Below are 15,345 nucleotides of genomic sequence, written 5' to 3' on the forward strand. Positions count from 1 at the left end.
GTCAGGCGGTGAGGGACGGTTCGGTGGAAGGGGTGGTGCCGGGCAGGGCATCGGCCTGTCGGGAGTAGACCGGTTCGCCCTCGATCCACGTCGAGGCCACCGTGGTGCGGTGGAGGTCCTCGGCGGGAACGGTGAAGGGATCGGGTTCGAGCACGACGAGGTTCGCGAGGTAGCCCTCGCGGATGTGCCCGGTGTCGTGGTCGCGGTGGTTCACGTACGCGGTCCCCGACGTGTACGCGGCCAGCGCGGTCGCGAGGTCGAGCCGTTGGTGCGCACCGCCGAGCGGTTCGGCGTCGATGCCGGGGGCGACGCGCGTGACGGCGATGTGGATCTCGGCCATCGGGTCGGCCGTCGACACGGGCCAGTCGCTGCCGCCCGCGAGTCGTGCCCCGCGCGCGACGAGCTCGCCGAACGGGTACTGGCGCGCCTCCTGGCCTTCCTGCAGGAAGGGCAGGGTGAGCTCGTCGATCTGGTCCTCGTGGGTCGCCCAGAGCGCCTGGATGTTCGCGATCGCGTCGAGCTCGGCGAACCGGGCGGTCTCTGCCTCGGCCACGATCTGCAGGTGCGCGAGGTGGTGCCGGCCGTCGCTCGGCCCGTTCGCTTGGCGTGCCGCCGCCACCGCGTCGAGCGCCTCGCGCACCGCACGGTCGCCGAGGGCGTGGAAGTGCACCTGCTGCCCGGCGGCGTCGAGCGCGGTGACGGCCTCGGCGAGCAGCTCCGGGTCGACGAACGAGAGCCCGTGGTTGTGCGTGTCGTGGCCGTGGCCGTCGCGGTAGGGCGTGAGCATCGCGGCGGTCTGGTTCTCGGCCACGCCGTCGACCATGATCTTCGTGGTGGCGAGCGAGAACCGCTCCTCGTGGCCGCGGGCGCGGATCTCCTCACGAAGGCGGATCATCTCGTCGACCTGCTCGATGCCGCGCGAGCGCTCCCACCACTGGGCGCCGACGACGTGCACCTTGAGCGTGCCTTCGTCGATCGCCCGCAGGTAGGCGTCGAGCGCGTCGGGCACGCCGCTCATCGTTCCGACGAGGGCGTCCTGCCAGCCGGTGATGCCGAGCGTGATGAGCTCGTCCTGCGCACGCAGGAGCCCCCGGTAGACGAGCTCGGGGTCGGTGCCCGGCCGGACGTCGGAGAACAGGTCGGCGGCACCTTCGTGGAAGGTGCCGGCAGGGTGCCCGTCGTTCTCGCGCTCGACCCGTCCGTCGACGGGGTCGGCGGTCTCGGCGTCGATCCCGGCGAGTCGCATGGCGAGGGTGTTCGCCCATGCGCTGTGGTGGTCGCGGCTGACGAGCAGCACGGGCCGGTCGGGCACGATCGCGTCGAGCAGCCCCCGCACGGGCGCGCCGCCCGGGAAGTGGTCCATCGACCAGCCGCCGCCGAGGATCCACGGCTCATCGGGGTTGGCCTCGGCGTAGGCGGCGATCGTCGCGACGGCCTCGTCGGCGCTCTCGGCCTCGGTCAGGTTGCACTGCAGCAGCTCGACGCCGCCGCCGACCGGGTGGATGTGCGCGTCCTGGAAGCCAGGGCTGAGCAGGGCACCGCCCAGCTCGACGACGCGCGTGCCCTCGCCGACGAGGGCGGATGCCTCGTTCTCGGGCACGATCGCGGCGATGCGGCCGCCCGTCACGGCGACGGCGTGCCCGTGCAGGGGCTCCCCCGTTCCGGTGAACACGGCTCCGCCGGTGAACAGCACGTCGGCAACAGGCAACTCGGCCCCTCGTTCCTCATCGAATGCGTCGGACGTGGTGACATTAGCCCGGGCTCCTTCGTGCTGTCAACAGTGTTGACAGCACGATTGATCCGATTGTTATGCTGGGCGGGCTGCCACGCTCGCGAGGTCTTCGCGACACAGGGGTCGCGGGCGTGGCAGCATGAATGGCACAGCAGCCGAAGGGAGCCCAGATGCCGACGAGCACCACGCGACGGCGCGACGCCTCCGGCTCGAGCGGCAAGACCAGGCTCGATCGCGATTCGATCATCGCGGCCGGTCTCGAACTCGCCGCCGCCTCGACGACCTCGCTCTCGGTGCGCGAGCTCGGAGCGCACCTCGGTGCCGACCCGACCGCCATCTACCGCCACTTCCGCAACAAAGACCAACTCATGCAGGCGCTGCTCGACGAACTCACCCGGCGCAGTCTCCTCGCGGTGACCGCCGACGCCGACGACTGGCGCGGCAGGCTCCGGCAGTTGGCGGCGAGCACGCTCGAGCAGATCGCCGGCCATCCTCCGGTCGGCGTCGAGGCGACCGTGCTCACGACGCACGGCACCGGCGAGCTCGACGCGATCGAGTTCATGCTCGACTGCTTCAGTCGTGCGGGGCTCACCGGCGACGACCTCGTTCGCCACTACGCGCTGCTCGCGTCGCACATGCTCTCGAGCGCCGCCGGCATCGCGCGGGCCCGCGGCGAGCAGCGCGAGCACGGCATCGCCGACGACGCGCCGAGTCCCTGGTTCGAAGGGCCGCTGCTCGCCGACCCGCGACGCTACCCGCTCATCACCTCGATCAACACGCGACTGCTCGACCTGGAAGACCGCGAGCTGTTCATGCTCGGTGTCGAGGCCGTGATCCAGTCGGCCGAGCGCACCGCCGCCGACCTCGCCTGACGCGACCCGGGCTCAGGGCCTGCACTGATTTCCGAGAAATCTGAGAAAACGCCTTGCGGTCGGCGTGAGTTCCCCGCTAGTGTCTGATCTCGGTGCGAATCGCACCGGAGACGAAGAGAGGAGTTGATCCCGATGATGAAGTACATCTTCACGCCAGCATTCACGGCCGGCCGCTCGGTGATCCTCCTCACCGCTCCGGCCTGCTAGTTCTCCGCCCCGGCGTCACGCGCTGAAGCGCGTTCGCCAGCCACCTTCGAGGTGCGAGCCGCGGCTTGTCCGCAGCATCCGTCATGCCCGACGCATCGGGCGACCGACGCTCGGATGCCTCGCCGCCATCTCGTCGGTCCGCGGCCTTCGCCGCCTCCCGGTGACCGGAACAGCGTTTCCGCCGTCGCCGCATCACCCCTCGACGACGTCGCCGCGACCGCGGCGACGCTCTCCGCACCGACCGGTGCACCCTCCCAACACCCTGAATGAAGGACACACCGTGAACACCAGTTCTCTCGCACTCGGCCAGTCGCAGCGACAGGCCACCGAGATGCGCGCCCAGGCGCGCCGACTCAACGAGCGCATCGCCCTGCGGGCCGGCCTCGCGCTCATCGCGTGGAGCCGCCGTCAGAGCGAGCGCCTCTCGCACGACGCCGTGTTGCTGCGACAGCAGAACACGCGCCTCGCGCACCGGGTCCGTGGCGGCGACCTCCAGCGGGTCGCCCTCATCGCCCCCCACCTGTGATCGGCCGATACCCATGGCCAGCACGATGATCACCCCAGCGGACGGCGCCGTCGCCCTCGCGGCGGCGCCGTCCCCCCATTCGCCCGGCCGGGATGCCTCAGCCGAGCGGTCCGGCACGCGCCGGCGCGTCACCGGCGGTTCGGCCTCGGCCGGAACGTCGATGTCGTGCCGGCGCGGCCGACGGCCTGACCCCCAGAGCCCTCCCGGACTGCGGGTGCCGGATCACGAGGTCGGCGGCACCCCGTCGGCGGGTTCGGCGTCGTTCAGGCGCAGCGCGATGTCGACGAGGCTCACGCGCTTGAGCCGTCGAATCTCGTCGAGTCGCACCCAGCGTGCCTCGTCGCTCGATCCGCCGACCTCGTTGCGCAACTCACCGCCGACGACGCGCCCTCGGTAGACGACGCGCATCGCGTAGAGCGGTACTGCGCCCGTGTGCCGCTTCGCCGCAGGAACGACCATCGTGTCGATGCCGAGCAGGCGATCGATGGATGCCTCGTAGCCGGTCTCCTCCGCCACCTCGCGCCGTGCGGCCACGACCGGGTGCTCGTCGCCCTCGATGCCGCCGCCGGGGAGGGCCCAGCCCGAGCGACCGTGCTCGTTCCAGTGCGAGAGCAGGATCTCGCCGTCGCGGATGATCACGGCGTACGCGGCGATGCGGATGTCCATTCGGTCACCCTACCCGGGCGGTCGGCGACGCGCTCGACCGGTGTCGCCGAGCCCGGCCTCAGCTCTGGATCATCGAGTCGTTCTGCACGGAGTCGAACGACGAGCGGCTGACGGTCGGATCGCCGCCCAGTCCCTGCGCCTTCGCGACCTCGGGAGTGACGCTCGCCTGCGAGACGTTGCCCCGGTCGTCGATGTACTCCTGCTCGAGTCCGCGCTTCGCCCGCTCACGCTGGGCGAGCCCGCGGCCACGGGCGATGACGTACACGAGTGCCGTGAGGAAGGGCACGAAGACGAGGAAGATCAGCCAGACCGCCTTCGCCCAGCCGGCGAGCTTCGGGTCACGGAAGAGGTCGAGGATGATGGTCAGCAGCACCGCGAGGTACGCCACGAAGACGAAGACGCCGAAGAGCCCGCTGAAGATGTCCCAGAAGTTGCTCCACATGTTCATCGCGGTCGCCTTTCGCTGTGATCGAGACGAGCCGGGATCGCCGATCTCGTTTGGCTCAAGGCTACCGGAGTCGGCGTCTTGACGGCGGGTGGAAATCACGCCGATTCGGCGGAGCGAGGGTGGAGCCTAGGAGAATCGAACTCCTGACATCCTGCTTGCAAAGCAGGCGCTCTACCAACTGAGCTAAGGCCCCCGGGCAGGTGCCGTACGGCACCTGCGATGTGGAGTTGTGGAGTGGGGATACGAGGACTTGAACCTCGGACCTCTTCGTTATCAGCGAAGCGCTCTAACCGCCTGAGCTATATCCCCGAATTTCGGCCGAAGGACAGACTACCCGACTCCGGGCGAAAGTCCGAATCGAGCCGAAGCCGGCTCAGTTGTTCGTGAAGCCGACCAGGATTCCGCCCGTGATCTTCACGCTGAGGTTGTAGAGCACCGCGAGAATCGCACCGAGGGCGGTCGTCACGACGAGGTTCAGGAGCGACGCGACGATCGCGAAGCCCATGACGTTGCCGAGCGACAGCACCGACGACAGGTCGCCGCCCGTGCCCGCCACGTCCTTCACGAGCTCGTTGAGCTTGTCGAAGACGTCGGTCGAGTTCAGCACCGTCCAGATGAGGAAGGTCGCCACGATCGACACGACCGCGAGGCACACGGCGACCAGGAACGACAGCTTCACCGCCGACCAGAAGTCGATGTAGACGAGCCGCAGGCGCACCTGCTTGGCCGGCGGGCGCTTGCTCGACTTGCGGGCCAGCTTCTCGGCGACGCTACTCATAGACGATTACTCCTCTCCCGCGGGCTCGGCCGCTTCGGACTCGGCGGCCTCCTCCACGAGATTCCGTTCGGAATTCTTCGCGATGGCGATGATCCGGTCGTCCATCGCGAACTTCGCGAAGACGACGCCCATCGTATCCCTGCCCTTGGCGGGGACCTCGGCGACATCGGAGCGTACCACCTTGCCGCTGGCAAGGACCACCAGCACCTCGTCGTCGGTTCCGACGATGAGGGCGCCGGCGAGGTCGCCGCGATCTTCGTTCAGCTTGGCGACCTTGATGCCCAGTCCGCCGCGGTTCTGCAGGCGATACTGGTCGACCGCGGTGCGCTTGGCGTAGCCGCCCTCGGTGACGACGAACACGTACTGGTCGCCGTCGGCCTCGGCCGAGGCATCCACCGTATTCTCGGCGGCTTCACGGGAATCGGGCACGGTGCCGGACTCGAGGCCGGAGCCGGGCACGACGTTGGCCGCGAGCAGGGCGTCACCGTCGCGGAACGCCATGCCCTTCACGCCCGAGGTCGAGCGACCCATGGGGCGCAGCGCCTCGTCCGTCGCCTCGAAGCGGAGCGACATGCCCTTCTTCGAGACGAGCAGGATCTCGTCGTGCTCGTCGGCGAGCATCGCCGACACGAGCTCGTCGCCGTCGCGCAGGTTGATCGCGATGACGCCGCGCGAGCGGTTGGTGTCGTACGCGGTCAGCTCGGTCTTCTTGACGAGCCCGCCGCGGGTCGCGAGCACGAGGTACTTCGCCGCCTCGTAGTCGCGGATGTCGAGGATCTCGGCGATCTCCTCGTCGGGCTGCATCTCGAGCAGGTTCGCGACGTGCTGGCCCTTCGCGTCGCGGCCGGCCTCCTGGATCTCGTACGCCTTCGCCCGGTAGACCCGGCCCATGTTCGTGAAGAACAGCAGCCAGTGGTGGGTCGTGGTCACGAAGAAGTGGTCGACCACGTCGTCGGCGCGCAGCTGCGCGCCCTTGACGCCCTTGCCGCCGCGGTGCTGCGACCGGTAGTTGTCGCTGCGGGTGCGCTTGACGTACCCGCCACGGGTCACCGTGACGACCATCTCCTCTTCGGGGATCAGGTCTTCGACCGACATGTCGCCGTCGAACCCGGGCATGATGTGCGTGCGTCGCTCGTCGCCGTACTTGTCGACGATCTCGGCGAGCTCCTCGGAGACGATCGTGCGCTGGCGCGCCGGCGTCGCGAGGATGTCGTTGTAGTCGGCGATCTTCGCCTCGAGCTCGTTCGCCTCGTCGATGATCTTCTGGCGCTCGAGCGCGGCGAGTCGGCGCAGCTGCATCGCGAGGATCGCGTCGGCCTGCAGGTCGTCGATGTCGAGCAGCTCTTTCAGGCCGTCTCGGGCGACGTCGACCGTGGCCGAGGCGCGAATGAGGGCGATGACCTCGTCGAGCGCGTCGAGCGCCTTGAGGTAGCCGCGCAGGATGTGCATGCGTGCCTCGGCCTCGCGCAGCAGGTACTGCGTGCGACGGACGATGACCTCGATCTGGTGGTCGACCCAGTGCGCGATGAAGCCGTCGATCGAGAGCGTGCGGGGCACGCCGTCGACGATCGCGAGCATGTTCGCGCCGAAGTTCTCCTGGAGCTGGGTGTGCTTGTACAGGTTGTTCAGCACGACCTTGGCGACCGCATCGCGCTTGAGCACGATGACGAGGCGCTGGCCGGTACGGCCGGAGGTCTCGTCGCGGATGTCGGCGATGCCCGAGACCTTGCCGTCCTTCACGAGGTCGGCGATCTTGATGGCGAGGTTGTCGGGGTTGACCTGGTACGGCAGCTCGGTGACGACGAGGCAGGTGCGGCCGTGGATCTCCTCCACGTCGACGACGGCGCGCATCGTGATCGAGCCGCGACCCGTGCGGTAGGCGTCGGTGATGCCCTTGACGCCGAGGATCTGCGCACCCGTCGGGAAGTCGGGTCCCTTGATGCGCTGCAGGAGCGCCTCCTGCAGCTCCTCGCGGGATGCCTCGGGGTTCTCGAGGTACCACTGGGCGCCCGACGCGACCTCGCGGAGGTTGTGCGGCGGGATGTTCGTCGCCATGCCGACCGCGATGCCGACGGAACCGTTGACGAGGAGGTTCGGGAACCGCGCCGGCAGGATCGACGGCTCCTGGGTGCGACCGTCGTAGTTGTCCTGGAAGTCGACGGTCTCCTTGTCGATGTCGCGCACCATCTCGAGCGCGAGCGGAGCCATCTTGGTCTCGGTGTATCGCGGAGCGGCGGCGCCGTCGTTGCCGGGCGAGCCGAAGTTGCCCTGGCCGAGCGCGAGCGGGTAGCGCAGGCTCCACGGCTGCACGAGGCGCACGAGCGCGTCGTAGATCGCGGTGTCGCCGTGGGGGTGGAACTGGCCCATGACGTCGCCCACGACGCGGGCGCACTTCGAGAACGCCTTGTCGGGACGGTACCCGCCGTCGTACATCGCGTAGATGACGCGGCGGTGCACGGGCTTCAGCCCGTCGCGCACGTCGGGCAGGGCACGGCCCACGATCACGCTCATCGCGTAGTCGAGGTACGAGCGCTGCATCTCGAGCTGCAGGTCGACCTGGTCGATCCTGCCGTGGATGCCGGGGCCCTCGCCGTTGTCGCCGGGTTCGATCACATCAGATGTCAAGGAAACGCACGTCCTTCGCGTTCTTCTGGATGAAGTTGCGGCGGCTCTCGACGTCTTCGCCCATCAGGGTCGAGAAGATCTCGTCGGCGGCGGCCGCGTCGTCCATGGTGACCTGCAGCAGCGTGCGGGTCTCGGGGTTCATCGTGGTCTCCCAGAGCTCCTGGTAGCTCATCTCGCCGAGACCCTTGTAGCGCTGGATCCCGTTGTCCTTCGGGATGCGCCACCCCTTCGCCTGCCCGTCGACGAGCAGGGCGTCACGCTCGCGATCGGAGTAGACGAACTGGTGGTCGGCGTTCGACCACTTCAGCCGGTAGAGCGGGGGCTGCGCGAGGTACACGTAGCCGAGCTCGATGAGCGGCCGCATGTAGCGGAAGAGCAGCGTCAGCAGCAGGGTGGTGATGTGCTGGCCGTCGACATCGGCGTCGGCCATGAGCACGATCTTGTGGTACCTGGCCTTCTCGGTGTTGAAGTCCTCGCCGATGCCGGCGCCGAACGCCGTGATCATCGCCTGGACCTCGTTGTTCGCGAGCGCTCGGTCGAGGCGGGCCTTTTCGACGTTGAGGATCTTGCCGCGCAGCGGCAGGATCGCCTGCGTCTCGGGGTTGCGCCCCTGCACGGCCGATCCGCCGGCCGAATCGCCCTCGACGATGAAGATCTCGCTGAGCGACGGGTCCTTCGACGAGCAGTCCTTCAGCTTGCCGGGCATGCCGCCCGACTCGAGCAGGCCCTTGCGCCGGGTCGCCTCGCGCGCCTTGCGCGCCGCGAGCCGGGCGGTCGCCGCCTGGATCGCCTTGCGGATGATGTCGCGAGCCTGCGTGGGGTTGCGCTCGAACCAGTCGCCGAGCTGGTCTCCGGTCACCTTCTGCACGAACGACTTGGCCTCGGTGTTGCCGAGCTTCGTCTTCGTCTGGCCCTCGAACTGCGGTTCGCCGAGCTTGACCGAGATCACCGCGGTGAGCCCCTCGCGCACGTCGTCGCCGGAGAGGTTGTCGTCCTTCTCCTTGAGGATGTTCTTCTCGCGGGCGTAGCGGTTGATCAGCGTCGTGAGCGCGGCCCGGAAGCCCTCTTCGTGGGTGCCGCCCTCGTGCGTGTTGATCGTGTTCGCGTAGGTGTGCACCGACTCGGTGTACGCCGTCGTCCACTGCATCGCGACCTCGAGCGCGATGTTGCGCTCGGTGTCCTCGGCCTCGAACGAGATGATCTCGTCGTTCACGAGCTCGGACCGCTTGGACTTGTTGAGGTACTCGACGTAGTCGCTGAGACCGCGTTCATAGAGGAACGTGTCGGTGCGCGGGCCGGACGACGCGGCGTCCGCCTCGACCTCTGCGGTGTCGTCGGGGTCGACGACCACGTGGCCGGCACGCAGGTCGGTCAGCGTGATGCGCAGGCCCTTGTTGAGGAACGCCATCTGCTGGAAGCGGGTGCGCAGCGTCTCGTAGTCGTACTCGACGGTCTCGAAGATCTCGGGGCTCGCCCAGAAGGTGGTCGTCGTGCCGGTCGCATCGCTCGCCTCGTCTTGCGAGAGCGGGGCCATCGGCACGCCGATCTCGTACGCCTGGCGCCACACGTGGCCCTGCCGGCGCACCTCGACCTCGAACCGGCTGGACAGTGCGTTCACGACCGATGCGCCGACGCCGTGCAGTCCGCCGGAGACGGCGTATCCGCCGCCGCCGAACTTGCCGCCGGCGTGCAGCACGGTGTGCACGACCTCGACGGTCGACCTGCCCTCGGTCTTGTGGACGTCGACGGGGATGCCTCGCCCGTTGTCGACGACGCGGACACCGCCGTCGGGCAGGATCGTCACGTCGATGTCGGTCGCATAGCCCGCGAGCGCCTCGTCGACGGAGTTGTCGACGATCTCGTAGACGAGGTGGTGGAGCCCTCGGGGCCCGGTCGATCCGATGTACATGCCGGGCCGCTTGCGTACCGCTTCGAGGCCCTCGAGAACCTGGATCGCGTCTGCGCCGTATTCGGGCGCGCTCTGGGCCTTCGTCGGTTCCGCTGTCATGGGTGAATCGGGCTCCAAACCGTCGTTCTGGCGACGTTCGATCCTATCAAACCAAGTGTCCCGACCGGCCGCCGACGGGCCTTCTCAGGGGATAACTCAGGTCGAGCGACCGTTTTCGCCTCTTCAGCCGTAGGTATCGCGAGGACCGCGCCCTGGAACCGATCTGGGACCCCTTTTCCAGGTGGGGGCGTCGGGTCCTTGAAAGCGGATGGTCTCGACCCCCGCGCCGGGGAACCTCGAGACGATCTCGGTGACGAGCTGCGTGCGCATCAGTCGAAGCTGCGTCGCCCACGCGGTCGACTCGCATTTGACCTGCAGCACGCCGCCCTCGATCGCGATCGCCTCGGAGTGCCGCGCGGTCTCGTCGCCGACGATCTCCGCCCACGACGCGAGCACGTCGTGCTGCGAGAGCGGGCCCGTCCAGCCGAGCTGCGAACTCAGTCCGTCGAGAGTCGCGGCGAGCGGCTTCGGGTCGCGACCGGGGGTGAACGGCTGGCTGCCGGACTCGTCGCGGGTACGGACTCGAGCGCGGCCGGGTCGCACACGCGGTTCACCGCCGAAGATCTCGCGGAAGTGCCGGTACACGCGGGCGGCCTCGGAGACGTCAGTCATCGGCGGCCCCCTCCTCGTGTTCGGCGACGGACACCGAGGCGTCGTCGGACTCGCCGCCGCGCTCACCCTGCTGCCCGAGCGTCGCCTCGCCGTCGACGATACGCCCGGCCTCGATGTGCACGATACGCGCCGTGAGCGGCGTCGGCACGTCTTCGAGCACGGCAGCGGTCACGAGCACCTGCTCGAATCCGCCGATCGCCTCGGCCAGGCGCTCCCGCCGGAGGCGGTCGAGCTCGGCGAAGACGTCGTCGAGCACGAGCACGGGATCGCCGGTCGACGAGTCGCGACGAAGCAGCTCGGCCGAGGCGAGCCGGATCGCGAGCGCGAACGACCACGATTCGCCATGGCTCGCATAGCCCTTCGCCGGCAGTCCGTTGAGCAGCAGCAGCACGTCGTCGCGGTGCGGCCCGACGAGCGTGACGCCGCGCTCGAGCTCCTTGCCGCGGAGCGCACGCAGCGCGGCGGCGAACCGGTCAGCGGTGGACCCCGCTGGTCGAGTGGCGCCCGACCGGTCTCGATGCGCGTCGTCGCTGTGCTCCGCCGCGACGACACCACCGGCTCCCCGATCGAGACCGGCCGCCCCGTCGCCGTCGACGTCGGCCCCGTCGACCGACAGCACCGGGCGCAGTTCCGGCCGGTGGTCGGCGTCGACGATCGACCGGTACGCCGCGGCGACGGGGTCGCCCAACTCGGCGACGAGTGCGATGCGCTGGTCGATGATCTCGGTGCCGAGCGCGACGAGCCGTTCGTCCCAGATGTCGAGGGTCGTGAGCTTGTCGGCCGCCAGTCCGCGGGCCCGCGCGCTCTTCAGGAGCGAGTTGCGCTGCCTGAGCACCCGGTCGTAGTCGGCCATGACCCCGGAGAGGCGAGGTGAGCGCTGCACCAGCAGCTCGTCGAGCATGCGACGACGGACCCCCGGCTCACCGCGCACGATCGCGAGGTCTTCAGGAGCGAACAGCACGCTGTGCGCGTAGCGCGGCAGTTCGCGCGTCTTCACCGGCGAGCGGTTGAGCTGCGCACGGTTCGCACCCTGCCGGTTGAGTTGGAGCTCGACGAGCACGCGCCGGTCGCCGTGCGCGAGCTGAGCTCGCACGATGGCCGCGTCGGCACCCGCCCGGATCAGGGCCTGGTCGCTCGAGACCCGGTGCGAGCCGAGCGTCGCGAGATAGCCGATCGCCTCGACGAGGTTGGTCTTGCCCTGCCCGTTGCGACCCACGAGCACCGTCGCACCGGGGCCGAGTTCGAGCTCGGCGCGGGCGTAGTTGCGGTAGTCGGTCAATGAGAGGCGTGCGACGTGCACGGGCACCACTCCTCTCGATCGACCACGACAACGCTACCCGCGGCCGCCGACACGCCGGCGCCGAGACATCCGCGCCGGTTGAAGGGCCGGTTGAAGGTGTGGCGCGCGCTCAGCGCAGCAGCAGGTTCGGCTGCAGCAGGTAGCGGTAGCTGTCGGAGCCGGCCTGCTCGCGCGAGGTCTGGCTCGTGATGAGCACGGGGCCCGGCTTGTTCGGGTTCTCGGTCTTCGTGAACGAGATGCGCACGTACTCGGAGTGGACGGCGCCGAGGCCGTCGAGCAGGAACTGCGGCTTCAGCGAGACGACCGTGTCGTCACCCGTGAGGATCGCGTCGATCGACTCGGAGGCCTGGGCCTGCTCCGAACCGATCGCCTCGAGGGTGAGCCCGTCGGCCGTGAAGCTGTATCGCAGCGCGGCCTCGCGCTCGAGCACGAGGGCGACGCGGCGAGTGGCCTCGATGAGGTCGGCCGTGTTCATGACGGCGTAGTTGTCGACCGTGTCGGGGAAGAGTCGGCGCACGGGCGGGAAGTTGCCCTTGATGAGCAGCGACGTGACGGTCTTCTTGTCGGCGCTGAAGGCGATGAGCTCGCGGTCGTCGCGGTTCGTGATGGCCACCGAGATGTTGCCGGAGTGGCCGAAGGTCTTGCCGACCTCCTGCAGGGTGCGCGCGGGGACGAGCGCGGTGACCGTGTCGCCATCGCCGCCGCCGACATTGCCGCCGTCCCAGTCGATCTCGCGCACGGCGACCCGGTAGCGGTCGGTCGCGACGAGTCCGAGACTGTTCTCGTGCACCTCGAGCTGCACCCCCGTGATGACCGGGGTGACGTCGTCGCGCGACGCGGCGACGGCGACCTGCGCGACGGCGGCCGCGAACTCCTCGGCCGGGACGAGACCCGACTGCTCGCCGATCTCGGGGATCGACGGGTACTCCTCGACCGGCATCGACAGGAGCGTGAAGCTCGCCGAGCCGCAGCTCACCGAGATGCGGCTCTCTTCGGTGGCGACGCGGACGGGCGCGTTCGGCAGGCGGCCGGCGATCTCGGCGAGGAGCCGGCCGGACACCAGGACGGTGCCCGGCTCTTCGACGTCGGCCTGGATCTCGGTCTGGGAGGACACCTCGTAGTCGAAGGAGGAGAGCACGAGGCCGTCGGCGTTCGCCTGGATCAGCACGCCCGAGAGGATCGGCAGCGTGGTGCGCTGCGGCAGCAGCTTGACGGCGAAGGAAACGGCCTCACTGAAGACGTCGCGATTGACCTGGAACTTCACGGTTCTCCCGTCGTGGATGTCGCTTGGTGGCTCCCATGCTATCCGCAGAGCCGATCGTGATGCCGGTGAATCCGGCTCACCCGTCCGATCGAACGGCGCAGCGCGGCATCCACCATCGACCGGGTCGCCCGGCGCTCGACGCACCTCGACCTCGAGGTTGTGGGAATCACCCCTTTAACCACTCTCTCTTAACGGTGTTAACCGTTGTGGAAACTGTGGATGGTGTTCGGAGACCCGCGGAACGGTGCCGATCGCAGCCGATCGCATCTGTGCACACCGTGTGGATTCGAGCGCGGATGCCTCGAGTGCGCGCAGAACGCCGAACGGTGTTCTGCACAGCCGACCGAACAGTGTCAACAGTCGTGACGCGGTTGCTCGTTAACAATCCACAGGTTCTCCACAACTGTGGGAACCGTTCGGAGATGGTCTGCAGGGGCGCTGCAGAAGGGTGGAAACGGACTCAGCGGTAGCGCGCGGTCTGCTTGATGCGCGCGGTGAGCTCGGTCACCTGGTTGTAGATCGAGCGGCGCTCCTTCATGAGCTCCGAGATCTTCTTGTTCGCGTACATCACCGTGGTGTGGTCGCGATTGCCGAAGAGCTGGCCGATCTTCGGCAGCGAGAGGTTCGTGAGCTCGCGGCAGAGGTACATCGCGATCTGCCGGGCGGTCGCGACGGCCTGCGAACGGCTCGAGCCGTACAGGTCGTCGACGGTGAGCTTGAAGTAGTCGGCCGTCGCCGTGATGATGTCGACCGGCGCGACCACGTTGTCGCTGTCGTCGGTGATGAGGTCCTTCAGCACGGTCTGCACGAGCGGCATGTCGACGGGCGTGCGGTTGAGGCTCGCGAAGGCGGTGACGCGGATGAGCGTGCCCTCGAGCTCGCGGATGTTCGACGAGACCTTCGACGCCATGTACTCGAGGATGTCGTCGGGCACCTGGAGGCGCTCGGACTGCGCCTTCTTGCGAAGGATCGCGATGCGCGTCTCGAGGTCGGGCGCCTGCACGTCGGTGATGAGGCCCCACTCGAAGCGGCTGCGCATGCGGTCCTCGAAGCCGGTGAGGTGCTTGGGCGGCACGTCGCTCGTGATCACGACCTGCTTGTTGTGGTCGTGCAGGGTGTTGAAGGTGTGGAAGAACGCCTCCTGCGTCTCCGCCTTGCCCTGCAGGAACTGGATGTCGTCGATCAGCAGGATGTCGATGTTGCGGTAGCGCTGCTGGAAGAGGGAGCCGCGGTTGTTCGCGATCGAGTTGATGAAGTCGTTCGTGAACTCCTCGGAGGAGACGTACCGCACGCGGATGCCCGGATACAGGCTCATCGCGTAGTGGCCGATGGCGTGCAGGAGGTGCGTCTTGCCGAGGCCGGAGTCGCCGTAGATGAAGAGGGGGTTGTAGGCCTTCGCCGGCGCCTCCGCGACGGCGACGGCCGCGGCATGCGCGAAGCGGTTCGACTGGCCGATGACGAAGCTGTCGAACGAGTACTTCGGGTTGAGGCGGGTGTCGCGCGGCGAGACCGGGCTCGTGTTCTCGAACACCGACTGCGGCGACGCCGGCAGCTCGACGGGGTCGGGTTCGTTCGCGTAGCCGGCCTGCTGCTCGGCGGCGGCCCTCACCTCTTCGAGCTCGGGGTTCACCACGACGTAGAAGGAGGTGACCGGCGACGGCGCCTCGACCGCGCTCATCGCAGAGAGGAGGGAGACGCGCATCCGCTGGTTGAGCATGCTCGCGGTGAAGTCGTTCGGCACCTCGAGGTAGAACGTGCCGGCCGCGATGCCCTTCGGCTCGACCAGGTTCAGGAAACCCTGGAGCATCGGGGTGATCGCGTCGTCGTCAGACAGTCGATCGAGGATCGTCGCCCACGTCTCGGAAATGGGCTGTTCTGTCATCGTTCCCCGCAATCAAGTTCGGTGCTCTCGTGTGCCGCTCATCGATCCCCCATCGACGAAGCGAGCGGCGCGAGGCGTGTGTTCACAGCGTTTTCCACTGCCTGTGGGGAGATTCGGGAACTCGCCCGGGATTCCGCGCACGAAGCTGGGGATAACTGGTGTCAAACGCTATCCGAGGATGCCGTCCCCGACAAATGCCGATCGGAGGATCCGACATCGCGGGCGTGTCGTTCCACAGGATGCATCGAGGTTCGAGCGATACTGTGGGGTTCGAATTGCGCGCTCGTGCGCTCCCGTCGGTTTGACCGGGGGCCGTCGAGGCCGTAGTTTTAATCAGTTGACCCCAGCCCTTTCGGGCACCCAGTTTTCCCGCCGCCGCGCTGCAGCACCTGTCGCAGCCACTTCCCGGCGAGGAGATTCGACAG

Annotated in this window: 12 protein-coding genes and 2 tRNA genes; 2 read left to right on the forward strand and 12 right to left on the reverse strand. The window is 68.3% G+C overall.

The window, feature by feature from the left end; translation table 11 throughout:
* Nucleotide 1: 1 nt before the first annotated feature.
* A complete protein-coding gene (locus tag PX701_RS17130; RefSeq protein WP_275506981.1) occupies nt 2-1,708 on the reverse strand; it encodes an amidohydrolase in 1,707 nt (568 codons plus the stop codon).
* A gap of 194 nt (nt 1,709-1,902) precedes the next feature.
* Between PX701_RS17130 and PX701_RS17135 the strand changes: the two genes are divergently transcribed.
* A complete protein-coding gene (locus tag PX701_RS17135) occupies nt 1,903-2,604 on the forward strand; it encodes a TetR/AcrR family transcriptional regulator (protein WP_231429233.1) in 702 nt (233 codons plus the stop codon).
* A gap of 487 nt (nt 2,605-3,091) precedes the next feature.
* Nucleotides 3,092-3,337 carry a hypothetical protein gene (locus PX701_RS17140; protein ID WP_275506982.1) on the forward strand — a complete coding sequence of 82 codons (246 nt, stop codon included), beginning with the start codon at nt 3,092-3,094 and terminating at the stop codon, nt 3,335-3,337.
* Nucleotides 3,338-3,559: 222 nt separating this feature from the next.
* Here PX701_RS17140 and PX701_RS17145 read toward each other — a convergent pair whose 3' ends face one another.
* The 11 genes from PX701_RS17145 to dnaA form a co-directional block, all read right to left on the reverse strand.
* Nucleotides 3,560-4,003 (reverse strand): NUDIX hydrolase, encoded by a 444-nt coding sequence (locus PX701_RS17145; protein WP_231429235.1) that lies wholly within the window; start codon nt 4,001-4,003, stop codon nt 3,560-3,562.
* A gap of 58 nt (nt 4,004-4,061) precedes the next feature.
* Complete coding sequence (locus tag PX701_RS17150) at nt 4,062-4,451, reverse strand: PLDc N-terminal domain-containing protein (protein WP_231429236.1); 390 nt, start codon at nt 4,449-4,451, stop codon at nt 4,062-4,064.
* A 120-nt stretch (nt 4,452-4,571) separates the two neighbouring features.
* Nucleotides 4,572-4,644 (reverse strand) — tRNA-Ala (locus PX701_RS17155).
* Between the two features lie 42 nt (nt 4,645-4,686).
* A tRNA-Ile gene (locus PX701_RS17160) sits at nt 4,687-4,760 on the reverse strand.
* Nucleotides 4,761-4,824: 64 nt separating this feature from the next.
* Complete coding sequence (locus tag PX701_RS17165) at nt 4,825-5,229, reverse strand: DUF3566 domain-containing protein (RefSeq protein WP_231429237.1); 405 nt, start codon at nt 5,227-5,229, stop codon at nt 4,825-4,827.
* A gap of 6 nt (nt 5,230-5,235) precedes the next feature.
* A complete protein-coding gene (gyrA, locus tag PX701_RS17170) occupies nt 5,236-7,842 on the reverse strand; it encodes a DNA gyrase subunit A (protein ID WP_275506983.1) in 2,607 nt (868 codons plus the stop codon).
* Nucleotide 7,843: 1 nt separating this feature from the next.
* A complete protein-coding gene (gyrB, locus tag PX701_RS17175; protein ID WP_231429239.1) occupies nt 7,844-9,862 on the reverse strand; it encodes a DNA topoisomerase (ATP-hydrolyzing) subunit B in 2,019 nt (672 codons plus the stop codon).
* Between the two features lie 123 nt (nt 9,863-9,985).
* A complete protein-coding gene (locus PX701_RS17180) occupies nt 9,986-10,474 on the reverse strand; it encodes a DciA family protein (protein WP_231429240.1) in 489 nt (162 codons plus the stop codon).
* Nucleotides 10,467-11,774, reverse strand: a complete 1,308-nt coding sequence (gene recF / locus PX701_RS17185; RefSeq protein ID WP_275506984.1) for a DNA replication/repair protein RecF — start codon at nt 11,772-11,774, stop codon at nt 10,467-10,469. The genes PX701_RS17180 and recF overlap by 8 nt, the downstream gene beginning before the upstream one ends.
* Nucleotides 11,775-11,883: 109 nt before the next feature.
* Complete coding sequence (gene dnaN, locus PX701_RS17190) at nt 11,884-13,038, reverse strand: DNA polymerase III subunit beta (protein ID WP_275506985.1); 1,155 nt, start codon at nt 13,036-13,038, stop codon at nt 11,884-11,886.
* A gap of 460 nt (nt 13,039-13,498) precedes the next feature.
* Nucleotides 13,499-14,920: a chromosomal replication initiator protein DnaA gene (dnaA, locus tag PX701_RS17195; protein WP_231429243.1), complete on the reverse strand. Its 1,422-nt coding sequence runs from the start codon at nt 14,918-14,920 to the stop codon at nt 13,499-13,501.
* Between the last annotated feature and the right edge of the window lie 425 nt (nt 14,921-15,345).

Origin of the sequence: Agromyces chromiiresistens (genome assembly GCF_029167465.1) — a bacterium.
Classification (GTDB): domain Bacteria; phylum Actinomycetota; class Actinomycetes; order Actinomycetales; family Microbacteriaceae; genus Agromyces; species Agromyces chromiiresistens.